General features: G+C 57.3%; 24 protein-coding genes. 15 read left to right on the top strand and 9 right to left on the bottom strand.

Features of this window, described 5'->3' with window-relative positions; translation table 11 throughout:
- The first annotated feature begins 154 nt into the window (after positions 1-154).
- From xthA to SK50_RS11690, 6 genes are all read left to right on the top strand, one after another.
- Positions 155-961, top strand: coding sequence for an exodeoxyribonuclease III (gene xthA / locus SK50_RS11715; protein ID WP_015570756.1), 807 nt, complete (start codon positions 155-157; stop codon positions 959-961).
- A 6-nt stretch (positions 962-967) separates the two neighbouring features.
- A complete protein-coding gene (locus SK50_RS11710) occupies positions 968-1,651 on the top strand; it encodes a TVP38/TMEM64 family protein (protein ID WP_045344210.1) in 684 nt (227 codons plus the stop codon).
- Positions 1,652-1,657: 6 nt separating this feature from the next.
- Positions 1,658-2,827, top strand: a complete 1,170-nt coding sequence (locus tag SK50_RS11705) for an ABC transporter substrate-binding protein (protein WP_075553099.1) — start codon at positions 1,658-1,660, stop codon at positions 2,825-2,827.
- Positions 2,800-4,329 carry an ABC transporter permease family protein gene (locus SK50_RS11700; RefSeq protein WP_017693603.1) on the top strand — a complete coding sequence of 510 codons (1,530 nt, stop codon included), beginning with the start codon at positions 2,800-2,802 and terminating at the stop codon, positions 4,327-4,329. The genes SK50_RS11705 and SK50_RS11700 overlap by 28 nt, the downstream gene beginning before the upstream one ends.
- Positions 4,329-4,949, top strand: a complete 621-nt coding sequence (locus SK50_RS11695; protein WP_015570760.1) for an ATP-binding cassette domain-containing protein — start codon at positions 4,329-4,331, stop codon at positions 4,947-4,949. Before SK50_RS11700 ends, SK50_RS11695 begins: the two co-directional genes overlap by 1 nt.
- A 73-nt stretch (positions 4,950-5,022) precedes the next feature.
- Positions 5,023-6,330, top strand: a complete 1,308-nt coding sequence (locus SK50_RS11690) for a sulfurtransferase (RefSeq protein ID WP_026094317.1) — start codon at positions 5,023-5,025, stop codon at positions 6,328-6,330.
- Here the strand turns inward: SK50_RS11690 and SK50_RS11685 are convergent.
- Positions 6,327-6,944 carry a CDP-alcohol phosphatidyltransferase family protein gene (locus SK50_RS11685; protein WP_017693605.1) on the bottom strand — a complete coding sequence of 206 codons (618 nt, stop codon included), beginning with the start codon at positions 6,942-6,944 and terminating at the stop codon, positions 6,327-6,329. The two genes, SK50_RS11690 and SK50_RS11685, sit on opposite strands and share 4 nt — an antisense overlap.
- Positions 6,934-7,506: a carboxymuconolactone decarboxylase family protein gene (locus SK50_RS11680; protein ID WP_017693606.1), complete on the bottom strand. Its 573-nt coding sequence runs from the start codon at positions 7,504-7,506 to the stop codon at positions 6,934-6,936. The genes SK50_RS11685 and SK50_RS11680 overlap by 11 nt, the downstream gene beginning before the upstream one ends.
- A 75-nt stretch (positions 7,507-7,581) precedes the next feature.
- Between SK50_RS11680 and SK50_RS11675 the strand changes: the two genes are divergently transcribed.
- A complete protein-coding gene (locus SK50_RS11675; RefSeq protein ID WP_017693607.1) occupies positions 7,582-7,998 on the top strand; it encodes a pyrimidine (deoxy)nucleoside triphosphate diphosphatase in 417 nt (138 codons plus the stop codon).
- Here the strand turns inward: SK50_RS11675 and SK50_RS11670 are convergent.
- A complete protein-coding gene (locus SK50_RS11670; RefSeq protein ID WP_017693608.1) occupies positions 7,958-8,230 on the bottom strand; it encodes a YnjH family protein in 273 nt (90 codons plus the stop codon). The genes SK50_RS11675 and SK50_RS11670 overlap by 41 nt on opposite strands.
- 225 nt (positions 8,231-8,455) lie before the next feature.
- Here SK50_RS11670 and gdhA point away from each other — a divergent pair, with 225 nt between their 5' ends.
- Entirely contained in the window at positions 8,456-9,799 is a 1,344-nt protein-coding gene (gene gdhA, locus SK50_RS11665; protein ID WP_015570765.1) for an NADP-specific glutamate dehydrogenase, read from the top strand.
- Positions 9,800-9,891: 92 nt separating this feature from the next.
- Here the strand turns inward: gdhA and SK50_RS11660 are convergent, their stop codons facing one another.
- From SK50_RS11660 to SK50_RS11650, 3 genes are all read right to left on the bottom strand, one after another.
- The gene (locus SK50_RS11660; RefSeq protein ID WP_017384681.1) at positions 9,892-11,814 is read right to left on the bottom strand and encodes a DNA topoisomerase III; all 1,923 of its coding nucleotides are present in this window, start codon (positions 11,812-11,814) and stop codon (positions 9,892-9,894) included.
- Between the two features lie 4 nt (positions 11,815-11,818).
- Positions 11,819-12,862 (bottom strand): selenide, water dikinase SelD, encoded by a 1,044-nt coding sequence (gene selD, locus SK50_RS11655; RefSeq protein ID WP_015570773.1) that lies wholly within the window; start codon positions 12,860-12,862, stop codon positions 11,819-11,821.
- A gap of 116 nt (positions 12,863-12,978) precedes the next feature.
- Entirely contained in the window at positions 12,979-13,530 is a 552-nt protein-coding gene (locus SK50_RS11650; protein ID WP_023296329.1) for an NAD(P)H nitroreductase, read from the bottom strand.
- Positions 13,531-13,697: 167 nt separating this feature from the next.
- On the opposite strand from SK50_RS11650, the gene sppA reads away from it, so the two are divergent.
- The 4 genes from sppA to SK50_RS11630 all read left to right on the top strand — a co-directional run bounded on the left by sppA (position 13,698) and on the right by SK50_RS11630 (position 18,757).
- Positions 13,698-15,554: a signal peptide peptidase SppA gene (sppA, locus tag SK50_RS11645; RefSeq protein WP_045911632.1), complete on the top strand. Its 1,857-nt coding sequence runs from the start codon at positions 13,698-13,700 to the stop codon at positions 15,552-15,554.
- A gap of 62 nt (positions 15,555-15,616) precedes the next feature.
- Positions 15,617-16,633, top strand: a complete 1,017-nt coding sequence (ansA, locus tag SK50_RS11640) for an asparaginase (protein WP_023303507.1) — start codon at positions 15,617-15,619, stop codon at positions 16,631-16,633.
- Between the two features lie 9 nt (positions 16,634-16,642).
- Positions 16,643-17,284 (top strand): bifunctional nicotinamidase/pyrazinamidase, encoded by a 642-nt coding sequence (gene pncA / locus SK50_RS11635; RefSeq protein ID WP_015570777.1) that lies wholly within the window; start codon positions 16,643-16,645, stop codon positions 17,282-17,284.
- 219 nt (positions 17,285-17,503) lie between these two features.
- The gene (locus SK50_RS11630) at positions 17,504-18,757 is read left to right on the top strand and encodes a chitinase ChiD (RefSeq protein ID WP_048229462.1); all 1,254 of its coding nucleotides are present in this window, start codon (positions 17,504-17,506) and stop codon (positions 18,755-18,757) included.
- 50 nt (positions 18,758-18,807) lie between these two features.
- On the opposite strand, the gene SK50_RS11625 is transcribed toward SK50_RS11630, so the two are convergent.
- Together SK50_RS11625 and msrB are read right to left on the bottom strand one after the other, a co-directional pair.
- On the bottom strand, positions 18,808-19,080 hold the full coding sequence (locus tag SK50_RS11625; RefSeq protein ID WP_045344204.1) for a YeaC family protein: 273 nt from the start codon (positions 19,078-19,080) through the stop codon (positions 18,808-18,810).
- A 41-nt stretch (positions 19,081-19,121) separates the two neighbouring features.
- The gene (msrB, locus tag SK50_RS11620; RefSeq protein ID WP_017384689.1) at positions 19,122-19,535 is read right to left on the bottom strand and encodes a peptide-methionine (R)-S-oxide reductase MsrB; all 414 of its coding nucleotides are present in this window, start codon (positions 19,533-19,535) and stop codon (positions 19,122-19,124) included.
- A gap of 341 nt (positions 19,536-19,876) precedes the next feature.
- Between msrB and gapA the strand changes: the two genes are divergently transcribed.
- A complete protein-coding gene (gene gapA, locus SK50_RS11615; protein WP_006809136.1) occupies positions 19,877-20,872 on the top strand; it encodes a glyceraldehyde-3-phosphate dehydrogenase in 996 nt (331 codons plus the stop codon).
- 74 nt (positions 20,873-20,946) lie between these two features.
- Positions 20,947-21,831 (top strand): D-hexose-6-phosphate mutarotase, encoded by an 885-nt coding sequence (locus SK50_RS11610; protein ID WP_032104146.1) that lies wholly within the window; start codon positions 20,947-20,949, stop codon positions 21,829-21,831.
- 66 nt (positions 21,832-21,897) lie between these two features.
- Here the strand turns inward: SK50_RS11610 and SK50_RS11605 are convergent, their stop codons facing one another.
- Positions 21,898-22,644: a MipA/OmpV family protein gene (locus SK50_RS11605; RefSeq protein WP_017384691.1), complete on the bottom strand. Its 747-nt coding sequence runs from the start codon at positions 22,642-22,644 to the stop codon at positions 21,898-21,900.
- 432 nt (positions 22,645-23,076) lie between these two features.
- Here SK50_RS11605 and yeaG point away from each other — a divergent pair, with 432 nt between their 5' ends.
- On the top strand, positions 23,077-25,011 hold the full coding sequence (yeaG, locus tag SK50_RS11600) for a protein kinase YeaG (RefSeq protein ID WP_006809140.1): 1,935 nt from the start codon (positions 23,077-23,079) through the stop codon (positions 25,009-25,011).
- Positions 25,012-25,028: the final 17 nt, after the last annotated feature.

Below are 25,028 nucleotides of genomic sequence, written 5' to 3'. Positions count from 1 at the left end.
GTCCTTTATGCCCTGTTCGAGGGCAAAACGCGCCGAAATGGTGCAAATATTGCACCGTCGGCATTATCTGTCGCAGTAATTGGGCGAAGCGGATAACAGACGACGTAAATTCTGCTACCATCCTTGCACTATTCACCTTGCATTGGCAGCGACTATGAAATTTGTCTCTTTTAATATCAACGGCCTGCGTGCCCGCCCTCACCAGCTTGAAGCGATTGTTGAGCAACATCAGCCAGATGTGATCGGCTTGCAGGAGACAAAAGTTCACGACGATATGTTCCCGCTCGAAGAGGTAGCGAAGCTGGGCTATAACGTTTTTTACCACGGTCAGAAAGGCCACTACGGCGTTGCGCTGCTGACCAAAGATACGCCGGTGTCGGTGCGTCGTGGCTTCCCGGGTGACGATGAAGAGGCGCAACGCCGCATCATCATGGCGGAAATTCCTTCCGCGCTCGGCAATGTGACCGTCATCAACGGCTATTTCCCGCAGGGTGAAAGCCGCGATCATGAAACCAAATTCCCGGCCAAAGCGAAGTTTTATCAGGATCTGCAAAACTACCTGACAACCGAACTCAAAAAAGAAAACCCGGTGCTGATCATGGGCGACATGAATATCAGCCCGACGGATCTGGATATCGGTATTGGCGAAGAGAACCGTAAGCGCTGGCTGCGCACCGGCAAATGCTCTTTCCTGCCGGAGGAGCGCGAGTGGATGGAGCGCCTGCTGGGTTGGGGGCTGGTGGATACTTTCCGCACGGCTAACCCGGCGACGCAGGATCGCTTCTCGTGGTTTGACTATCGCTCTAAAGGCTTCGATGACAACCGGGGCCTGCGTATTGATCTGCTGCTGGCGAGCGCCCCCCTGGCCGAACGCTGCATCGAAACCGGTATCGACTATGATATCCGCAGCATGGAAAAACCGTCCGACCATGCGCCGGTATGGGCAACGTTCAAGCTGTAACCTTCAGTGAATATTAAAAAAATCAGTCTCCTGTGCGCCCTTCTGGGCGCATTTGTTTTGACCGTTGTTTTGCTTCCTCCAGGCATGCTCTCCCTCGACACGCTAAAAATGCACCAGCAAACGTTGCTCGATCGTGTGGAGCAGGCGCCTCTTCAGAGCGCGCTGATCTATTTTGCGGTTTACGTTCTGCTCTCCGCGCTGTCGATCCCCGGAGCCGCGCTTCTGACGCTGCTCGGCGGGGCGCTTTTCAGCCTGTGGGAGGCGACACTGTTGGTGTCATTTGCCTCGACGCTCGGCGCCACGCTTGCCATGCTCGTCAGCCGTTATCTGCTGCGCGACTGGGTGCAGCGGCGCTTTGCCGCACAGATGAGCACGATAGATGCGGGAATGGATCGCGACGGCGCGCGCTACCTTTTTGCCCTGCGCCTGATGCCGTTGTTCCCGTTCTTTCTGGTCAATTTGCTGATGGGGCTAACCCGTCTCAGGGTGCGTCACTACTGGTGGGTCAGCCAGCTTGCAATGCTACCTGCCACCGTCATTTATCTGAACGCCGGACGCGAGCTGGGGAAACTCACCGCGCTGCGCGATATTCTGTCGCCGGGACTGCTGTTCGCCTTTACACTATTAGGGTTATTACCGCTGGTCACTCGCTGGCTGTTTTCCCGTTACATCCCTTCGATTAAAAAGTGAGGCATTATGCGCCGGGTGCGTTTTTGCGCGTTTCTGACGAGTCTGCTGCTGGCAACCTCTGCCTTCGCCGCAGAGAGCTGGCAATCCATTCAGCAACAGGCCACCGGGCAGACCGTCTGGTTTAACGCCTGGGGCGGTGACGAGGCCGTTAACCGCTACCTCGACTGGGTAAGCGGCGAGATGAAAACGCACTACGCCGTCAACCTGAAGATCGTTCATCTGGCCGATGCCGCCGACGCGGTGAAGCGGATCCAGACGGAACATGCCGCAGGACGCAGCAGTAACGGGTCGGTGGATCTACTCTGGGTAAACGAGGAAAACTTCCGCAACCTGAAAGCGGCAAACCTGCTGCTCACCGGCTGGGCGCAAACCCTGCCCAACTGGCGCTACGTCGATACCCGTAAACCGGTAACGGAAGATTTTGCCATCCCGACCGATGGGGCAGAATCCCCGTGGGGCGGCGCGCAATTAACCTTTATCGCCCGTAAAGCGAGTACGCCGACACCACCGGCAGATCCCCACGCGCTGCTGGTATACGCCCGACAGCACCCTGGCAAGGTGAGCTATCCGCGACCGCCGGATTTTACCGGCACGGCGTTTCTTGAGCAGCTACTGCTGGCGCTGACCGCCCATCCGGAGGCGTTAAAAAACGCGCCAGACAGAACCTTTGCGCAGGTCACCGCGCCGCTGTGGGATTACCTTGATACGCTGCACCCCCTGCTGTGGCGCGAAGGGAACGATTTTCCTCCGTCGCCTGCACGAATGGATACGCTGCTGGCCAGCGGCAGTCTGAACCTGTCGCTCACCTTTAACCCCGCCCATGCGATGCAAAAGGTGGCGAGCGGTGAATTACCTGCCGACAGCTACAGTTTCGGCTTTCTCAAAGGCATGATCGGCAACGTCCATTTTGTCGCTATCCCGGCAAACGCCAGCGCGAGCGCAGGCGCGAAGGTAGTGGCCAATTTCCTGCTGTCACCGCAGGCGCAGATCCGCAAAGCCAATCCTGCCGTCTGGGGTGACCCGAGCGTGCTGGATGGCGAAAAACTGCCTGCGACAGCGGCAAAACAGCTTCGCGCCTTTACCCCCTCAGACACGCCTGATGTGCTTCCCGAACCGCACGCCGCCTGGGTTAACGCCCTGGAGCAGGAATGGCTTCGCCGCTACGGAACCCGCTAAGCGGGCTGGTCTGGGCGGCAATGGCGGTCATCTATCTGCCCCTGCTTCCCGCCAGCGGCATGCTGCTGGCCCCGGCGTTTTCTCCCGGCAACTGGGCGGCGCTGTTTGCCGACCCGCAGCTGCCGCAGGCGCTGGCCGCCACGCTGGTTTCCACGCTTATCGCGACGCTGGGCTCACTGTTTATCGCCCTGATCCTGCTTGCGCTTCTCTGGCCGGGTGAAGGCTGGCAGCGCCTGAGCACCCGTCTGCCGTGGCTGTTAGCCGTGCCGCACGTCGCCTTCGCCACCAGCGCGCTGCTGCTGTTTGCGGAAGGAGGGCAGTTTTACCGGATCTGTACAGTCTGTTCGCCGCAGCTTGACCGCTACGGTATCGGGCTTGGCCTGACGCTTGCGGTCAAAGAGAGCGCGTTCGTTCTGTGGGCAATTTACGCCGCGCTGCCTGAAAAGCGCCTCGCACAGCAGAAAATTGTCCTGCATACCTTCGGCTACGGACGCATGCAGGCGCTCAACTGGCTCGTCCTCCCGGCCATTGCCCCCGCGCTGGGCGCTGTCATGCTGGCGGTGCTGGCCTGGTCGCTTTCCGTGGTGGATGTGGCGATCGTGCTCGGGCCGGGCAACCCGCCGACGCTGGCGGTGCTGGCCTGGCAGTGGCTCACCCAGGGCGATGCACAACAGCAAACAAAGGGAACGCTGCTGTGTCTGGTGTTGCTCCTGCTGCTGGCGGCGCTTGCCGCGGTGGGATACGGCTTCTGGACGGCATGGCGGCGCGCCCAGCGTGACCCCTCCGGAGTTCGTCGCGCTTCGCATACTGCGCTGCCCGCACGGACGCTGGGCGGGTTACTGCCGCTGTGCGGCGTCCTCTGTGCGCTGGTTCTGCTGATGCTGGCACGCCGGGACGACATCGGCCCCGTCAGCGACAGCCTTTCACTGGGACTGCTGTCCAGCCTGACAGCGCTGGCCATCCTCATGCTCTGGCTTGAGCGGGGACCCCAGCGCGGCGCGGTGTGGGTCTGGCTGCCGCTCGCCCTCCCGGCGCTGCCCCTCGTGTCCGGGCAATATGCCGTGGCGCTGTGGCTGGGCATCGACGGCCAGTACGCTGCGGTGCTCTGGAGCCATATGCTCTGGGTCCTCCCGTGGATGCTCCTGGTGCTGCAACCGGCCTGGCGCAGGCTCGATCCCCGGCTTATCCTCACCGCCAGAACGCTGGGCTGGCGACAGGCGAAAATTTTCTGGTTGGTGAAATGCCCCCTGATGATTCGTCCGGCCCTGCTGGCCTTTGCCACCGGCTTTTCCGTGAGCATGGCCCAGTACATGCCGACCCTCTGGCTGGGAGCGGGACGTTTCACCACCCTGACGACGGAGGCGGTCGCCCTCAGCAGCGGCGGCAGCATTCCGATCCTCGCCAGCCGGGCGCTGGGTCTGTTGCTGTTGACCAGCAGCGTATTTGCCCTTGCCGCGCTGCTCTCCCGGCTCGTGGGCCGTCACAGACAAGGATTACGTTAATGCTGAACGTGAAAAATCTCACCATTGCGCCACTCTTCCGTGAGGTCAACTTCCGCGTCCCGGCGGGGGAGATTGTCACGCTGATGGGGCCCTCCGGGAGCGGGAAATCGACCCTTTTCGCCTGGATGGTGGGGGCGTTATCCGCTGATTTTAAGGCGCACGGCGAGCTGTGGCTGAACGATCGCCGCTGCGATATGCTTCCCGTGGAAACGCGCGGGATCGGCATTCTGTTTCAGGATGCCCTGCTGTTTGACGCCTTCAGCGTGGGGCAAAACCTGATGCTGGCGCTGCCGGCGCACATCGTCGGGCGCGCCCGCCGCAACGCGGTAGAACAGGCCCTGGACACTGCCGGGCTGGCAAACCACTACGCCAGCGATCCGGCGACCCTGTCCGGCGGCGAGCGCGCCCGGGTCAGCCTGTTGCGCGCTCTTCTCGCCCAGCCGCAGGCATTGCTGCTCGACGAGCCGTTCAGTCGACTGGATAAAACGCTGCGCGCCTCATTCCGGGCGTGGGTATTCGAGGTTACTCGCCAGCGCAGGATCCCGGTGGTGCTGGTCACGCATGATGAGGACGATATTCCGCCCGGCGGCGAGGTGATTGAGATTTCTCGCTGGCAATAATGTGCTAACGCAATGTTTTTGGCTTCAGGAGAGACGACAATGCCCCCCTCTTTTAATGACGTCAGGTTTTTCGATGAAACGTGTTTCTCAACTGACCGCGCTGGCCCTGATCTGCGGCCTCGCCTCACTCTCCTCCACGGCGGCTGATATGCCCCACTCCCTCACGCTGGACCAGCTCCAGGCGCAAAACGGCGCGGTAATTGATACGCGCGTCAGTGCGTTCTATAACGGCTGGCCGCAGACCCTGAGCGGAACGTCCGGGCATGAACCCGCCGCGCTTAATCTCTCTGCCAGCTGGCTTGGGGCAATGAGCGATGAACAGCTCAGCGGCTGGGCAAAACAACATCGGCTTACGCCAGACATGCCGGTCGCGCTCTATGGCAACGATGATGACAACCAGACCGTCAAAGCGCGGCTGGAGAAAGCGGGCTTTACCCACGTCTCCACCCTGAGCGATGCCCTGCAACAATCCGACCGTCTGCAACGTCTGGCACATTTCGAACAGCTGGTTTATCCGCAGTGGATCCGCCAGTTGCAGCAGGGCAAACCCGTTACCGCCGCACCAGCCGGAGAATGGAAGGTGATCGAGGCTGGCTGGGGTGCGCCGAAGCTTTATCTCCTGAGCCACATTCCCGGTGCGGGCTATATCGACACCAATGAAGTGGAAAGCGAACCGCTGTGGAATAAGGTCTCTGACGAAAAGCTGAAAGCGATGCTGGCGAAGCACGGGATCAGTCACGATACCACCGTCATTCTGTACGGTCGCGACGTGTATGCCGCCGCGCGCGTGGCGCAGATCATGCTCTACGCGGGCGTGAAGGATGTGCGAATTCTGGATGGCGGCTGGAAGGCGTGGTCCGACGCCAGCCTGCCCGTTGAGCGCGGAACGCCTGCAAAGGTGAAGCCAGCCCCTGATTTTGGCGCGCCGATCCCGAGCCAGCCCCGGCTGATGGTGGATATGGAGCAGGCCCGGGGAATGCTGCACCGTCAGGACGCCTCGCTGGTGAGCATTCGTTCCTGGCCAGAGTTTATCGGTGAAACCAGCGGCTACAGCTATATCAAGCCAAAAGGTGAGATTGCCGGTGCGCGCTGGGGCCATGCGGGCAGCGACGCGACCCACATGGAAGATTTCCACAATCCGGATGGCACCATGCGCAGCGCCGATGATATTGCCGCCATGTGGAAAACATGGAATATCCTGCCGGAGCAGCACGTTGCGTTTTACTGTGGTACCGGCTGGCGCGCGTCTGAAGCCTTTATGTACGCCCGCGCGATGGGCTGGCAGAACGTTGCCGTCTACGACGGCGGCTGGTACGAATGGAGCAGCCATCCGCAGAACCCGGTCTCCACCGGGGAGCGCGGACCGGAAAGCGCACGCTAGCGGGGAAGTGATTTCAGCGTGATATAACCGCTCCAGATGCGCGTTGTGGTGGTCAGCCAGCACAACGCGCCAAATGTCCAGGCAAACAGCGCGAAATGCGCCGGAAACAGGCAGCACAGCACAAACAGCGCGATGGTCTCCGTTCCTTCCGTTAATCCTCCAATGTAATAAAGCGACTTGTGCGCATAGCCGGGATTGTCGATATCATGCTTCCCCGCCAGCGCGGCAAAGGCCAGGAAGCTGCTGCCCGTCCCCATAAACGCGAACAGCAGCCAGGCGGCGGCGATCGCGTTATCAGCCGGAGCGGCCAGCGCAAAGCCAAACGGCACCAGGGCGTAGAACAGGAAGTCGAGGGCGATATCAAGAAATCCTCCCGCGTCCGTCAGGCCACGGCGACGCGCCAGCGCGCCGTCCAGACCATCCAGCAGCCGGTTCAGCACAATGGCGATCAGCGCCGCCGGATACCAGCCCAGCGCCAGAAACGGTAACGCCAGCACGCCAATCGCAAACCCGGCGAGCGTTAAGCCATCAGGCGTGATAAACGGTTTATCCAGCGTGGCGGCCAGCTGATTTAACCCGGGTTTCAGTCGGGGGTGCAGATGTTTATCCAGCATGCGGTTTACCTTTAAACTTGGCGCACAGCCCCTGAGCCGGGATATCCAGCGCGGCGTTAAAGCGGGCGGAAAGATTCTGAAAGGCAATCAGAGCCGTCATTTCGGTGATGGTCTTTTCCGTAAAGTGGCGCTTCAGCAGACTTTTGATATTTTCATCCACCTGAGGTGGCGTGGCGGTGACCGCTTCCGCATAGGCCAGCGCCGCGCGCTCCTCTTCGCTGAACAGGGTGGAATTTTGCCAGTCGCTGACGGCCTGCACTTTATCCAGCGCCCCGCTCCGCTCGGCCAGACGCAGGCTGTTGGCATCAATACAAAATGCGCAGTGGCAGATCTGCGAGATCCGCGTCATTAGCAGCGATCGCAGAACCGGGGTCAATCGCGCATTGCGCCGCTCCAGATAGCCGACAAACAGCGCCACCAGCCAGAAAAGACGCGGCATACGCCCCCACCAGCGCGTGGGGTTCAGCACCGCGCCGAAGTGTTTTTTCTGCATGGCGGCGATGGGGCTGAGGCTGACGGGAAGGGTTTCCATGGGCGCAACCCAGGCGGATGTCTCTTTCACCTGATTCTCCTGATGACTGGACTCTTTGGAAGGGCACGATAATATGTCGTTTTTCGCTATTAATTATTGACGAACATGCTGAAAACACTCGATGTGGTTGCGGCCATCCTCGAAAAAGAGGGCAAGATTTTGCTGGCGCAGCGTCCCGAACATGCCGATCAGCCAGGAATGTGGGAATTTGCGGGCGGGAAGGTTGAAGCCGGTGAGACCCAGCCGGAAGCGCTGATCCGCGAACTGCGCGAAGAACTCGGCATTGAAGCCGTGCCCGCGCGGTATGTGGCAAGCCACCAGCGGGAGGTGTCGCAGCGGCTGATTCACCTCCACGCCTGGCATGTGCCTGAATTTAGCGGTCAGCTGAAGGCGCATTATCACTCGGCGCTGGTATGGTGCACGCCAGAAGACGCGTTCACGTATGCTTTAGCCCCGGCGGATATACCGCTGCTGGAAGCGTTTATTCTTTTACGCGACGCCAGACCAGCGGGTTTGTACTGAGGGTGCGTTCATCACGCTGGCACTGCAACAGCACGCCATCTGCCTTGACTACTGCGCCTTCGGAATAGTTTTGATCCTGATAGATACAGCACTGATTACACGGCTGCGCACGCTGGCCGCCAGCGCTAAAGACCTCTGGCGGCACGTTGACCTCGACATCCGGGCGAATGCGGTCAGCCTGTGCCCCGGCGGACACCATCAAACATAACGCGGCCATTGCGTAACGGTTCATAGACTTTATTTCCTTTGCATCGTTTATATCTATAACGGTCGATCCGGACGGGATCTTTAATTTATCTCGTCATCGCTTTTGGTTATGACGCGCGCCCTGTCATTAATTTCCCTTGCGGCATAAATTTCTGCTTGCCTCTCAAAGCGGTGCGGGTGGTATAGTCAAAAAAACGACACAAAACATCTACGCCACACGCATAAATTATTATAAGAGGTTCTTATATCTATGGATCAGACACGCTCTCTGGAAAGCTTTCTTGCCCATGTTCAGCAGCGCGACCCGCACCAAAGCGAGTTTGCCCAGGCCGTTCGTGAAGTCATGACCACCCTGTGGCCCTTCCTTGAGGAAAATCCGCGTTACCGTCAGATGGCGCTGCTTGAACGTCTGGTAGAGCCGGAGCGCGTCATCCAGTTCCGCGTGGCGTGGGTGGACGACCGCAATCAGGTGCAGGTCAACCGCGCGTGGCGCGTGCAGTTTAACTCCGCCATTGGGCCGTTTAAGGGCGGGATGCGCTTCCACCCCTCGGTGAACCTGTCGATTCTGAAATTCCTCGGCTTCGAGCAGACCTTTAAAAATGCGCTCACTACCCTGCCGATGGGCGGCGGTAAAGGCGGGAGTGATTTCGATCCGAAAGGCAAGAGCGAAGGCGAAGTGATGCGCTTCTGCCAGGCGCTGGTCACTGAGCTCTATCGCCACCTTGGGCCGGATACCGACGTTCCTGCCGGGGATATCGGCGTGGGGGGGCGTGAAGTGGGCTTTATGGCCGGGATGATGAAAAAGCTCTCCAACAACAGCGCCTGCGTCTTTACCGGCAAAGGTCTGTCGTTTGGCGGTAGCCTGATTCGCCCGGAAGCGACGGGTTATGGTCTGGTCTATTTCACCGAAGCGATGCTTAAGCGTCACGGGCTGAGCTTCGAGGGGATGCGCGTGGCGGTCTCCGGCTCCGGCAACGTGGCGCAGTACGCTATCGAGAAAGCGATGGCGTTTGGCGCGCGCGTGGTGACCGCCTCCGACTCCAGCGGTACCGTGGTGGATGAAGCTGGCTTTACGGCAGAAAAACTGGCGCGTCTGTGCGAAATCAAAGCCAGCCGTGACGGTCGGGTAGCGGATTATGCCCGTGAATTTGGCCTGACCTATCTGGAAGGTAAACAGCCGTGGGGCGTGCCGGTGGATATCGCCCTGCCGTGCGCGACGCAAAACGAACTGGACGTGGATGCCGCCCGGACGCTGATTAGCAATGGCGTGAAAGCGGTAGCGGAAGGGGCAAATATGCCCACCACTATTGAAGCGACCGACCTGTTCCTGGACGCGGGCGTGCTGTTTGCGCCAGGCAAGGCGGCGAACGCTGGCGGCGTGGCAACATCCGGTCTGGAAATGGCGCAAAACGCCGCGAGAATGGGCTGGAAGGCAGAGAAAGTGGATGCCCGTCTGCACCACATCATGCTCGATATTCATCACGCCTGCGTGGAGTACGGCGGCGAGGCCTCGCAAACTAACTACGTGCGCGGGGCGAATATCGCCGGGTTCGTGAAGGTGGCCGATGCGATGATCGGACAGGGTGTGATTTAGTTTCGCTGCATTTTCGCCCTTGTAGGCCCGGTAAGCGTTAGCGCCACCGGGCTTTTCGCCGGGTGGCGGCTTCGCCTTACCCGGCCTACGGTTTAAGCGGTTGTATTTTTGGCTGCGCTTTTCTTCTTTTTGAACGGTTTCTTCGCCCCGCCGCCCGGGGCGACCATTCCCCGGAATCGCTTCACTGGCGTACTGCGCGCCTGGTCAATCAGCTGATAAAGCGTCCCTACCAGCGGCTGCATAAAGTCCTGATAACGGCACTGCTTTTCGCTGATCTGCGTCAGCACCGACTCCCAGTGCGCGGTCATGTCCGGCCTGGCGGCCAGCTCCGGCAGCGAATGAATTAGCGCCCGGCCCGGTTCTGTTGAATGGATGTAACGTCCCTTTTTCTCCAGGAAGCCGCGCTTAAAGAGCAGTTCGATGATCCCCGCGCGGGTCGCCTCCGTCCCCAGACCGTCGGTGGCGCGCAGGATCTTCTTCAGATCTTTATCCTGCACAAAACGGGCGATGCCGGTCATGGCCGACAGCAGCGTCGCGTCGGTGAAATGGCGCGGCGGCTGGGTTTGTCGTTCAACCACTTCGCCCTTCTCGCACAGCAGTTCGTCGCCTTTGGCCACGACCGGCAGCGGCGTGCCGTCGTTCTCTTCGTCACGCTCTTTGTTGCCGAGCAGCGTGCGCCAGCCCGCTTCCGCGAGGAAACGCGCTTTGGCGATAAATTTGCCTTTGGCAATCTCCAGTTCAATAACGCACTTGCGGAACACCGCGTCCGGGCAGAACTGCATCAGATACTGACGTGCGATCAGGTTATAGACCTTTGCTTCGTTGTCGGTCAGGTTGACGTTGCTGGTGCGCGCCGTCGGGATTATCGCGTGGTGAGCATCGACTTTTTTATCGTCCCAGCAGCGGTTATGGGTATCCGGGTTTACCGCCGGTTGCGGCAACAGATCCGGCGCATGGACGCCAATGGCATTCATCACCGAGTGGCGTCCGGCGAAGTGTTCTTCCGGCAGATAGCGGCTGTCCGAACGCGGATAGGTGATCAGCTTGTGGGTTTCGTAGAGCTTCTGGCAGATATCGAGCACGTTCTGTGCGCTAAGACCAAAGCGCTTAGCCGCCTCAATCTGCAACGCCGAAAGGGAGAACGGCAGCGGTGCGGGCTCCGTTTCCCGTTTGTCGTTATAGCTGGTGACGATTGCGGGCTGGCCGGTAATGCGGTTGACCACGTGCTCCGCCAGCGGGCGATGCAGCAGCCGTCCCTCTTCGTCCTGATATGACTCACAGGCATCGCTTGGCTGCCAGACGGCGGTAAAGCGTTCGTCTTTCGGCGTGACGATATGCGCTTTGACTTCGAAGAAGTCTTTGGCGACGAAATTTTCGATCTCTTCGTCGCGACGCACCACCAGCCCCAGCACCGGTGTCTGGACACGACCGACGGAGAGTACGCCCTGATAACCCGCGTTGCGCCCGAGAATGGTGTAGGCGCGGGTCATGTTGATCCCGTACAGCCAGTCCGCACGGGCACGCGCCAGCGCGGAGACACACAGGGGAATAAATTCGCTGTTGGCGCGCAGGCGTGAAATGGCCCGCTCTACCGCCTGAGGGTTGAGGTCGTTGATCAGGCAGCGCTGCACCTGCTGGCGCTTTTCCGGCGCCAGCTCCAGGTAGTCCAGCACTTCATCGACCAGCAGTTGCCCTTCCCTGTCCGGGTCACCCGCGTGGACCACTTCCGTCGCCTCATGCAGGAAGCGCTTAATGACGTTGAGCTGTTTGGTGACGGAAGGACGCGGTTGGAGACGCCATTTTTCCGGCACAATCGGTAGATCGTTGAGATTCCAGCGGGCGTAGCGGCTGTCGTAGACATCCGGCTGCGCCTGTTCAAGCAGGTGACCGATACACCAGGTGACCACCTGCCCGTTACCGCATTCGATAAAGCCGTCGCCTTTGCGATGCGGCCTGGGCAGCACATCGGCGATGGCACGCGCCAGACTCGGCTTTTCGGCAATAAACAACCGCATCGAATTAACGGATCTCAATCATCGGTCGACCACCGCGGGCGGTCACCAGCTCACCAATGGCCGTCAGGGTGATGCCAAACTCGGCAGCCGTCGCCTGAACGTCAGCTTCAGCTTCCGGCGTCACCGCCAGCAGCAGGCCGCCGGAGGTTTGCGGATCGCACAGCAGGTTACGCCACGCTTCCGGCATTTCGCCCATTAAATGGCCGTAGCTGGCGAAGTTGCGCTGCGTCCCGCCCGGCACTGCGCCCTGAGCAATGTACTCTTCCACGCCCGGCAGCTTAGGCACATCCTGATACCAGACCTGCGCCTGCACGCCCGCGCCCTGACAGACTTCAGAGAGGTGCCCCAGCAGACCAAAACCGGTCACGTCGGTCATGGCCTTCACGCCGTCGATATTGGCGAATGCCGCACCGGCGAGGTTCATCTGGCACATCACTTCCGTTGCCAGACCGATATGCTCGGGCTTCAGCAGGGATTTCTTCTCGGCAGTGGTCAGTACGCCAATGCCCAGCGGCTTGGTGAGGAACAATTTGCAGCCCGGTTGCGCCGTGCTGTTGCGCTTCACGCGCTCGGTCGGCACCACGCCGGTGACGGCCAGGCCGAAGATCGGCTCCGGCGCATCGATAGAGTGACCACCGGCCAGGGCAATACCCGCCTGCTGGCAGGCAAAGCGTCCGCCTTCGATCACGTCGCGGGCAATCTCCGGCGGGAGGGTGTTAATCGGCCAGCCCAGAATGGCGATCGCCATAATCGGTTTACCGCCCATCGCAAAGATATCGCTGATGGCGTTGGTGGCCGCAATGCGCCCGAAGTCGAACGGGTTGTCGACAATCGGCATAAAGAAGTCAGTAGTGCTGATAATGCTGGTGCCGTTACCCAGGTCATAAACCGCTGCATCGTCACGCGTTTCGTTACCGACAAGCAGGTTCGGGTCGACAAACTTCGCCTGTTCACTGTGCAGGATGGTCTCCAGCACTTTCGGGGAAATTTTACAACCGCAACCGGCTCCGTGGCTGTATTGCGTTAAACGAATGGTTTGCTCGCTCATGGACGTCTCCTGTCATCTCAATCGCGCTATGGTAGCGCTCATTCCATAAAGAGGTAAGTATGACTGTCTGAATTCTGCGGCGGATGCTCAGAATCCAGACAGTTTAGCGCGGCTTATCAGAAACGGCTGACGAAAGGCGTGGTGTCTGGCACGCTGATGGTGCTGGAGGCTTTAAGCTGCGGGGTGCCAAGATAGAGGAAGCCGACAATTTTATCGTGCTCACCACAGGCAAAGCCATCACGCACGACCGAACTCTCGGTCAGCGGTCCGGTGCGCCAGATGCCATTGAAGCCCTGCGCGACGGCGGCCATTTGCATCGCCATTACCGCGCAGCCTGCGGACATTTCCTGCTCCCAGACCGGCACCTTATGGTCGGCCTGACATTTCGCCACGACAGCGATGATCATCGGCGCGCGGAATGGCGCACTGCGGGCTTTATCAATCCCCTTCTCATCCTGGCCTGCGGCAACAGCCCCCTGCTCCAGCAGCTGGCTGAAGCGGTCGCGCCCTTCGCCTTCAATGATAAAGAAGTGCCACGGCTGCAATGTGCCATGGTCCGGCGCACGCATTCCGGCACGCAGAATGTTTTCCAGCTGCTCGCCGACGGGTGCCGGTTCGGCCAGGCGGGAAGCGCTACGACGGTTAACAAGCAGTTCAAGTGCGTCCATTGGTTAACTCCTTTCATGAAATTTACTCACAAAATTAACACGACAGCAGAATTTGTTACAGCGTGGCAGGCGATTCCTGCTGACAAGTGGCGGTTGGGTCATTACGATAACCGCACATTACCGTCCCGTGGCGACGGAAACAGTCCTTTTCTGGTTAGGGAGAATACATGCGAACCCTTTGGCGAATCTTTGCCGGTTTCTTTAAATGGACGTGGCGACTGCTCAACTTCGTCCGCAACCTGGTGATGAACATCTTCTTCATCTTCCTGGTCCTGGTATGCGCAGGTATCTGGATGCATATCAGCAACGCAAACCAGTCGCAGCATTCGACGCGCGGCGCGCTGTTACTCGATATCACCGGGGTGATTGTTGATAAGCCATCGACCAGCAACCGTCTGGGCGTGATTGGTCGCCAGCTGTTCGGCGCAACGTCAGACCGTCTTCAGGAAAACTCCCTGTTTGATATCGTCGACACCATCCGTCAGGCTAAAGACGATCGTAACATTACCGGTATCGTGCTGGACCTGAAAGATTTTGCCGGCGCCGATCAGCCGTCAATGCAGTACATCGGTAAGGCGCTGCGCGAATTCCGCGACAGCGGTAAACCGGTTATTGCCATTGGCGACAGCTACACCCAGGGACAATATTATCTGGCGAGCTTTGCCAATAAGATCTGGCTTTCGCCACAGGGCACGGTCGATCTGCATGGCTTCGCCACTAACGGTCTGTACTACAAAACGCTGCTCGACAAGCTGAAGGTCACTACCCACGTCTTCCGCGTCGGGACCTATAAATCCGCCGTGGAGCCGTTTATCCGCGATGATATGTCCCCTGCCGCCCGTGAAGCGGACAGCCGCTGGATTGGCGAGCTGTGGCAGAACTACCTCGGCACCATTGCCGCTAACCGTCAGATTACCGCTGAGCAGGTCTTCCCGGGCGCGCGCGGCGTGCTGGACGGCCTGCGCATGGTGGACGGCGATACAGCGAAATACGCGCTTGATAACAAACTGGTCGATCAGCTGGGTTCCAGCGCTGAAATTGAAAAAGCGCTGACCAAACAGTTCGGCTGGAGTAAAGAGGATAAAAACTACAGCGCCATCAGCATGTATGACTACGCCGCGAAAAAGCCGGACGACAGCGGTGACAGCATCGCCGTGGTGTTTGCTAACGGGGCCATTATGGATGGCGAAGAAACGCCGGGGAACGTCGGCGGGGACACCACCGCGTCGCAGATCCGCGATGCGCGCCTGGATCCGAAAGTGAAGGCGATTGTCCTGCGGGTGAACAGCCCTGGCGGCAGCGTCAGCGCCTCTGAAGTGATCCGTGCTGAACTGGCCGCCGCGCGCGCCGCAGGCAAGCCGGTAGTGGTCTCGATGGGCGGCATGGCGGCTTCCGGGGGATACTGGATCTCGACGCCAGCCAACTACATTGTGGCTAACCCAAGCACGCTGACCGGCTCGATTGGCATCTTCGGCGTGATCAACACCGTAGAGAACAGCCTGGATTATCTCGGCGTCCACACCGACGGCGTCTCCACCTCGCCGCTGGCGGACGTGTCCGTTACCAAATCCCTGCCGCCTGAGGTATCTGAGATGATGCAGCTCAGCATTGAGAGTGGCTATAAACGTTTCATCACGCTTGTTGCGGACTCCCGTAAAAAGACGCCCGATCAGATTGACCAGATCGCTCAGGGCCACGTCTGGACCGGCCAGGACGCGAAGAGCAACGGCCTGGTAGACAGCCTGGGTGACTTCGACGACGCCGTGAAGAAAGCGGCGGAGCTGGCGAAGCTCAAGCAGTGGCACGTGGACTATTATCAGGACGAACCAACGTTCTTCGATATGGTCATGGACAGCATGTCCGGCTCCGTTCGTGCCATGCTGCCGGACGCGCTTCAGGCTTATCTGCCGGCGCCGGTGGCGACCGCGGCGAAAGCCATGAGAGCAGAGAGCGACAAGCTCGCAGCCTTTAATGATCCACAAAGCCGCTACGCGTTTTGCCTGACCTGTGCGAACGTGCGTTAAAAACCGTCCCCTCTTCCCGTGAAGAGGGGATTTTTTCTTTTGAAGAACAAGAACTCATTACCATGCAGAAGAAATCAATTTATGTCGCCTATACCGGCGGTACCATCGGTATGCAGCGCTCAGAAAATGGCTATATCCCGGTTTCCGGCCACTTACAGCGCCAGCTGGCGCTGATGCCTGAATTCCACCGTCCGGAAATGCCGGACTTTACCATCCACGAATATGAGCCGCTGATGGACTCCTCCGACATGACGCCGGAAGACTGGCAGCATATTGCGGACGATATTAAAGCCCATTACGACCAGTACGACGGCTTCGTGATCCTGCACGGCACCGACACCATGGCGTTCACCGCCTCGGCGCTCTCCTTCATGCTGGAGAACCTGAGCAAGCCCGTCATCGTGACCGGCTCGCAGATCCCGCTGGCGGAACTGCGTTCAGACGGGCAGATCAACCTGCTTAACTCCCTGTACGTGGCCGCTAATTACCCGATCAACGAGGTAACGCTGTTCTTCAACAACCGGCTGTACCGCGGGAACCGTACCACTAAAGCGCACGCCGATGGCTTTGACGCTTTTGCCTCACCTAACCTGCAACCGCTGCTGGAAGCGGGGATCCATATCCGTCGTCTGGGCACGCCGCCCGCGCCAAATACCGCAGGCGAACTGATCGTTCACCCGATCACCCCGCAGCCGATCGGCGTGGTGACGATTTATCCGGGTATTTCCGCCGACGTGGTGCGCAACTTCCTGCGCCAGCCGGTGAAGGCGCTGATCCTGCGCTCCTATGGTGTGGGTAACGCCCCGCAGAACGGTGAATTCCTGAAAGAGCTTCAGGAGGCGAGCGATCGCGGGATTGTGGTGGTCAACCTCACCCAGTGTATGTCCGGCAAAGTCAATATGGGCGGCTACGCCACCGGTAATGCCCTGGCGCACGCTGGCGTGATCAGTGGTTTCGATATGACCGTTGAGGCAACGCTGACTAAACTTCACTATTTACTGAGTCAGGATCTGGATATTGATTCCATTCGCCGCGCCATGATGCAAAACCTGCGCGGTGAACTGACGCCGGACGAATAAGGAGGTCTCATGAAGCAACGCGCCCTGTTACTGGTCGATTTGCAAAATGATTTCTGTGCGGGCGGTGCGCTGGCCGTTGCGGAAGGCGACAGCACCGTAGACGTCGCGAATTCGCTGATTGAGTGGTGTAAAGCTCGTGGTGAAGCGGTGGTGGCGAGTCAGGACTGGCATCCGGCAAACCACGGCAGCTTTGCCAGCCAGCACAACGTTGAGCCTTACAGCCAGGGCGAACTGGACGGGCTGGCGCAAACCTTCTGGCCCAATCACTGCGTGCAGCAGACGGAAGGCGCTGAGCTGCATCCGCTGCTGAACCAGAAGGCCATCGACGCGGTGTTCCACAAAGGTGAAAACCCAACCATCGACAGCTACAGCGCGTTCTTTGATAACGGTCATCGTCAGAAGACGGCGCTGGACGCGTGGTTGCGCCACCATGAGATCACCGAGCTGATTGTGCTGGGCCTGGCGACGGATTACTGCGTGAAGTTCACCGTGCTGGATGCGCTCCAGTTGGGCTATACCGTGAATGTCATCACCGACGGCTGTCGCGGGGTGAATATTCAGCCGCATGACAGCGCTCAGGCGTTTATGGATATGGCCGCAGAAGGCGCAACGCTGTATACGCTGGCTGACTGGATGGAGACGCAGGCGTAAGCTTTTTAGCCGGGTGACGGCTTAGCCTTACCCGGCCTACTTTCTCTGGTTTTGTAGACCGGGTAAGCGTCAGCGCCACCCGGCATTTCTTCCCCAATCCCCATAAAGTGAACTCCCTCGCATCACAAGCGAAACGGCGATGCTATTCTCTTCAGGCTGTTTTTTCGCCACGCCTTTTCTGTGGCGTGGTTATTTTTATTCAGTCAAAGAGGAAATTATATGAAACGTTTGCCCTTGCTGGCAGCATTACCCTTGCTTTGCGCGTCACTGGCTTCCGCCGCGCCCCTGATGTCCGTGGGTTACTTCAATGGCGGTGGCGATGTTACCGCCGGACCGGGTGGCGATATTAATAAACTCGACGTCCGCCAGATCACCCACCTCAACTACTCGTTTGGTCTGGTTTATAACAACGAGAAAGACGAAACCAACGCCGCGCTGAAAGATCCGGCAAAACTGCATCAAATCTGGTTATCACCTAAGGTGGCATCCGATCTGGCGTTACTTCCTCAGCTTCGTAAACAAAACCCGAACCTGAAAGTCCTGCTTTCCGTTGGCGGCTGGGGGGCGCGTGGTTTTTCTGGCGCAGCGGCAACCAAAGAGAGTCGCGCGGTATTTATTCGCTCCGCGCAGGAGATCGTCAGTAAATACGGCCTGGACGGGATCGACCTGGACTGGGAATATCCGGTCAACGGCGCGTGGGGACTGGTCGAGAGCACCCCTGACGACCGGGATAATTTCACCGCGCTGTTAAAAGAGATGCGTGACGCGTTTGGTAAGAAAAAGCTGGTCACGATTGCGGTGGGCGCGAATGCGGAAAGTCCGAAAAGCTGGGTGGATGTGAAAGCCATTGCCCCCCTGCTCGATTACATCAACCTGATGACCTACGACATGGCGTACGGTACTCAGTATTTTAACGCGAATCTGTATGACTCCAGCGCCTGGCCAACGGTGGCTGCCGCAGACAAATACAGCGTCGATTTTGTGGTGAATAACTATATGGCCGCCGGGCTGAAGCCGCAGCAGATGAACCTCGGAATTGGTTTCTATGGGCACGTGCCGAAGCGCGCCGTTGAACCGGGTATAGACTGGAGCAAACCGGACGCGCAGAACAATCCGGTGACGCAGCCCTACTTCGGGCCGCAGGAACTGGGCCTGTTCAAATCGCTTGGCTATGATCTGACCAAAGATACCTATGTGAAATACAACGATATCGTCCGCAAGCTGCTGAACGATCCGCAGAAACGCTTTACCGAGCACTGGGACGAACAGGCGAAGGTGCCGTGGCTGTCGGTGAAATCCGCCGACGGGAAGGCGCTGTTTGCGATTTCCTATGAGAACCCGCGCTCCGTGGCGATCAAAGCGGATTACATTAAGGAGAAAGGTCTGGCTGGCGCCATGTTCTGGGAGTATGGGGCTGACGACGAAAACCAGCTCGCGAAACAGCTGGCGGAGTCGCTTGGGATCCCGCACTAAGATGTAGTGTGCCGGGTGGCGCTAGCGCTTACCCGGCCTACATGGGATCTTTATTTGAAGGTCGCAATCGGCTTCGGCGCGATGCCGAACTCTTCTTTCAGCTCGCGCTTGCTTTTCATCACCATCTGACCGTTAGTGTCGATAGTCATGTGCTGGGCGTCGGTATTGTGACGCGCCTGCCACAGCATCACCAGCTGCAAACTGTTCTCTTTTTGCTCAGGTGTGAGCGCCACACCGTCCGGCCATTTTCCCAGCTCAACGGCCGTTACCAGACGCTGATAAACCTCCGGGGTCATACTTGCAATCATGTCATCAATATTCATGATCTCTCCCTTTCAAAGGAATAATTTGCTGAATCGTTTTTTCAACCCTTGGTATGGTCGCCGTTTTCATCATCGGTAAAGCTCATGGAAGCCGAATTTACACAGAAACGCTCCCCCGTCGGCTGCGGGCCATCCGGGAAGACATGCCCGAGATGGGCGTCACAGTTCCCGCAGCGAATTTCGGTGCGCACCATGCCGTGCGAGGTGTCCGTCAGGTAGCGGATCGCATCATCGCTGACAGGCTCGTAAAAGCTCGGCCAGCCGCAGCCAGAATCGTACTTCGTCTGGGAGTTAAACAACGGTGCATCACACACCAGGCAGTGGTAGACGCCTTCCCGTTTATTGTGCAGCAAACGCCCGGAAAACGGCGGTTCTGTGCCGTGATTTTGCGTCACGTAAAACTGCATCTCTGTAAGGTTTTTTTTCAAATCGTCGGGGTTACGTTGGTTCGACATATGCTTACATCTCGCTGTTGAAACAGACATCTTTTAACCCAGATTCTAACAAAACATTAACACCCGCGCGTGCACTTTTGTTCTAAACTTATGTGTCGCGAAAAGGCGGTCAGGCAATTGTGATCAATTTCACATTTTAATCCTGCGAGGCCTTTAAAATTCCGGGCGCAGCCCCCATGTGGTTGCTAGCTCAAAGGGAAAGTGAGGCGAGTCAGTCGCACAAACGTTAGTCACAGGATTGATTTGTCGCAATGATTGACACGATTCCGCTTGACGCTGCGTAAGGTTTTTGTAATTTTACAGGCAACCTTTTATTCACTAACAAATAGCTGGTGGAATATATGACTATCAAAGTAGGTATCAACGGTTTTGGCCGTATCGGCCGTATTGTTTTCCGTGCTGCTCAGAAACGTTCTGACATCGAAATCGTTGGTATCAACGATCTCCTGGACGCTGAATACATGGCGTACATGCTGAAGTACGACTCAACTCACGGTCGTTTCGACGGCACCGTTGAAGTGAAAGACGGCCACCTGGTTGTTAATGGCAAAACCATCCGCGTTACTGCTGAGAAAGACCCAGCTAACCTGAAATGGAACGAAATCGGTGTTGACGTTGTAGCTGAAGCTACCGGTATCTTCCTGACCGACGAAACTGCACGTAAACACATCACTGCGGGTGCGAAGAAAGTTGTTCTGACTGGTCCTTCCAAAGACAACACCCCAATGTTCGTTCGCGGTGCAAACTTCGAAACTTACGCTGGCCAGGACATCGTTTCCAACGCATCCTGCACCACCAACTGCCTGGCACCGCTGGCTAAAGTTATCAACGACAACTTCGGCATCATCGAAGGTCTGATGACTACCGTTCACGCAACCACCGCTACTCAGAAAACCGTTGATGGCCCGTCTCACAAAGACTGGCGCGGCGGCCGTGGCGCGGCTCAGAACATCATCCCATCTTCTACCGGTGCTGCTAAAGCAGTAGGTAAAGTACTGCCAGAACTGAATGGCAAACTGACTGGTATGGCGTTCCGCGTTCCAACTCCTAACGTATCCGTTGTTGACCTGACCGTTCGTCTGGAAAAAGCTGCTTCTTATGAAGAAATTAAGAAAGCAATCAAAGCTGCTTCCGAAGGCCCAATGAAAGGCGTTCTGGGTTACACCGAAGACGACGTTGTATCTACCGATTTCAACGGCGAAGTGTGCACTTCCGTGTTCGATGCTAAAGCAGGTATCGCACTGAACGACAACTTCGTGAAACTGGTTTCCTGGTACGACAACGAAACTGGCTACTCTAACAAAGTACTGGACCTGATCGCTCACATCTCCAAATAAGTTGAGATGAGTGCTTGATCCTAAAAGGCGACTTCGGTCGCCTTTTTTATTGCTTTTAGACAGAGGATTGCTTAATGATTAATAAAATTTTTGCACTTCCGGTAGTCGAACAACTTACCCCTGTGCTCTCCCGCCGTCAGATCGACGGTGCTGATATCATCGTTGTTGATCATCCGCGCGTTAAAGCCTCCGTAGCGCTCAATGGCGCCCACCTGCTCTCCTGGAAACCAGAAGGTGAAGAAGAAGGCCTGTGGCTGAGCGAGGCCACCTCGTTCAAAAAAGGGGCGGCGATCCGCGGCGGCGTACCGATCTGCTGGCCATGGTTTGGCCCGTCAGCGCAGCAGGGTTTACCCTCACACGGTTTCGCCCGTAACCAGCAGTGGACGCTGAAAGCCCACAACGAAGATGAAAACGGTGCGGTGTTGACCTTTGAACTCCAGGCGAATGATGAAACGCGTGCCCTGTGGCCACACGAGTTCACCCTGTATGCCCGCTTCAAGCTGGGTAAAACCTGCGAAATTGAACTGGAAGCGCACGGCGAATTCGAAACAACGTCCGCCCTGCACACCTATTTCAACGTAGGCGACATTCAGGCCGTTAAGGTGAGCGGACTTGGCGATACCTTTATCGACAAAGTGGATAACGCGAAAGAAGGCAAGCTGGACGACGGCGTGCAGACTTTCCCGGATCGTACCGACCGCGTGTATCTGCACCCGGAAGCCTGTAGCGTCATCCACGACAGCGCGCTGAACCGCGGTATTGATGTGGTTCATCACCACCACAGCAACGTGGTGGGCTGGAACCCGGGCCCTGCCCTTTCCGTCAGCATGGCGGATATCCCGGATGACGGTTACAAGACCTTCGTGTGTGTGGAAACCGCGTGCGTGACCGCGCCGCAGAAAACCAGCGAAGAAAAACCGTCCCGCTTAGGCCAGACGATCAAGATTGTGAAGCGCTAATATTGTTCAGGCATCATAAAAAACAAACGGGGCGCTAGCGCCCCGTTTTAATGCATCACGTTCTGGTCAGAACTTGTAGGTCACACCCACGGAGAAGATGCCAGACCAGGACTTGTCGACCATCGGGCTGTCTTTCACTTCATCGCTCAGACGAATGTAACGGCCAGTACCGTACACATTCCAGTCACCGAGGAAGTTATACGAGGCGGTGAGTTCCAGGTACGGGTCCCAGCCATCATCCGCGCTGTAGCTCTTCAGACCACTGCGGCGAGACTCCGCTTTAGACACGCCATAGTAGTAGTCGTTGTAATTCTCGCTGCTGTACTGCACACCGATACCCGGCGTCAGCGTCACTGCGCCGTTGGTATAGCGATAAAGCCACGCCAGATCCCAGATGAAGCCGTTGCTGTTGTCCAGGGTATCGCCCGCCAGCGCAGTGCGCAGGAAGCCATATTCGGTATTATGGACGTAAGAAAGCCCCGCCATCAGTGAGCTTCTGCGTTTGTCCAGCTGACGAAGCGCATTGCTGTCGCTGTCGCCTGGTTTAAAGTGCGTTGGGTCGTAATAGGCCATGATGGAGAGCTTATCGGCCGTATCGTTCCACAGATAGTAGCCACCGCCCAACCCACGGAACCAGAAGTTATCGCCTTCATAGGTGACAACGGGGACAGGATAAACGTCGCGGTCATACTGCTTGTACGGGCTGTTAATCACGCCAGCACCCGCGCCAACAGTCCACTGGCTCTCAGCCTGTACGGTGCTCGCTGCGGTAGCGGCAAGGATGCCCAATGCCAGAAGTTTGAGTTTGGTCACAATCCATTCTTTCCTGTAGTCAAATAATCAGCGGGTGAAGTGTAACCGCCATTCCCGTACATCCCAAAATTTTTTGCGCGCTAATCCGTTTGATTAACCCGTTATTTTTCATTTTTCAGATGACATCCCGCTTTCATTTATGTGACCGATAAATGAAAAACCCACTTTTCGCTTATAACCGCAGTGGAAATTTTTGGATGAGTTATTGATATGTCATTGAAAGTAGATTTTATCCGTATGCAAGTTTTGCAATTGCCATCTACGCTTTAATTTAAGAAGAGGTTTTGCTGAACACCCTGCGGTTCATAGCCTTCGACCTGGCACACAGGTTGCTGCTCTGGCAGTGAGGTGCGAAAAATTCTCTTCCGGGAGCCTCCACTACTCATACGAACGGCTCTTATCCTGTGCTAAAAAACGAAAGGACGGCATGCCATGAATATATTCGATCACTATCGCCAGCGCTACGAAGCTGCCAAGGACGAAGAGTTCACACTGCAGGAGTTTCTTACCATTTGTCGGCAAGATCGCAGTGCCTATGCCAATGCGGCAGAACGGCTATTGATGGCTATTGGTGAGCCAAACATGGTTGATACTGCCCTGGAGCCACGGCTTTCCCGTCTCTTTTCGAATCGGGTGGTCGCCCGATACCCGGCGTTTGAAGAGTTCTATGGCATGGAAGACGCCATTGAGCAGATCGTCTCCTACCTAAAGCATGCCGCTCAGGGGCTGGAAGAGAAGAAACAGATCCTTTACCTGCTGGGTCCTGTCGGTGGGGGTAAATCCTCCCTGGCTGAACGGCTGAAAGCGCTGATGCAGCGCGTGCCGATCTATGTGCTGAGCGCCAACGGCGAACGCAGCCCGGTCAATGACCATCCGCTGTGCCTGTTTAATCCGCAAGAGGATGCGCAAATTCTGGAAAAAGAGTTTGGCATTCCGCATCGCTATCTCGGTACGATCATGTCGCCGTGGGCGGCAAAACGTCTGCACGAGTTCGGCGGGGACATCACCAAGTTCCGCGTCGTGAAAGTGTGGCCGTCTATCCTCGAGCAGATCGCCATCGCTAAAACTGAACCCGGTGACGAGAACAACCAGGATATCTCGGCGCTGGTGGGTAAAGTCGATATCCGTAAGCTGGAGCATCACGCGCAAAACGACCCGGATGCCTACGGTTATTCCGGTGCGCTGTGCCGCGCCAACCAGGGGATTATGGAATTTGTCGAGATGTTTAAAGCACCGATCAAAGTGCTGCATCCGCTACTGACCGCCACCCAGGAAGGGAACTACAACGGGACAGAAGGTATTTCCGCCCTGCCGTTTAACGGGATTATCCTTGCCCACTCTAACGAATCTGAATGGGTGACCTTCCGTAACAACAAAAACAATGAGGCGTTCCTTGACCGTGTGTACATCGTCAAAGTGCCTTATTGCCTGCGGATCTCCGAGGAGATCAAGATTTACGAAAAACTGCTCAACCACAGTGAGCTGGTTCATGCCCCTTGCGCACCGGGAACGCTGGAAACACTGTCGCGCTTCTCGATCCTGTCGCGCCTGAAAGAGCCGGAAAATTCCAGCATCTACTCAAAAATGCGCGTGTATGACGGTGAAAGCCTGAAGGATACCGACCCGAAAGCGAAATCGTACCAGGAATACCGCGATTACGCCGGGGTCGACGAAGGGATGAACGGTTTGTCGACGCGTTTCGCGTTTAAGATCCTCTCCCGCGTCTTTAACTTCGACCACGCGGAGGTGGCCGCCAACCCGGTACATCTGTTCTACGTGCTGGAACAGCAAATTGAACGTGAACAGTTCCCACAGGAGCAGGCTGAACGCTACCTGGAGTTCCTGAAAGGCTACCTGATCCCGAAATACGCCGAGTTTATCGGCAAAGAGATCCAGACCGCCTACCTGGAATCCTATTCCGAATACGGCCAGAACATCTTCGACCGGTACGTCACCTACGCTGACTTCTGGATCCAGGATCAGGAGTATCGCGACCCGGATACCGGCCAGCTGTTTGACCGTGAATCCCTGAACGCGGAACTTGAAAAAATCGAGAAACCAGCCGGGATCAGCAATCCGAAAGACTTCCGAAACGAGATTGTGAACTTCGTGCTGCGCGCCAGAGCGCATAACAACGGCCGCAATCCGAACTGGACCAGCTACGAAAAACTGCGCACGGTTATAGAGAAGAAAATGTTCTCTAACACGGAAGAGCTGTTGCCGGTCATCTCGTTCAACGCCAAAACCTCAACCGACGAGCAGAAAAAGCACGACGATTTTGTCGACCGTATGATGGAAAAAGGCTATACCCGCAAACAGGTCCGCCTGCTCTGTGAATGGTATCTGCGCGTGCGTAAATCGTCTTAAAACAAGTGCCCGGTAAC

It is taken from the genome of Enterobacter sp. BWH64 (assembly GCF_001037645.1).
GTDB lineage: Bacteria > Pseudomonadota > Gammaproteobacteria > Enterobacterales > Enterobacteriaceae > Enterobacter > Enterobacter hormaechei_C.
Note: the sequence above shows the minus strand (reverse complement) of the source record. Positions and strands in the feature narration are given on the sequence as shown.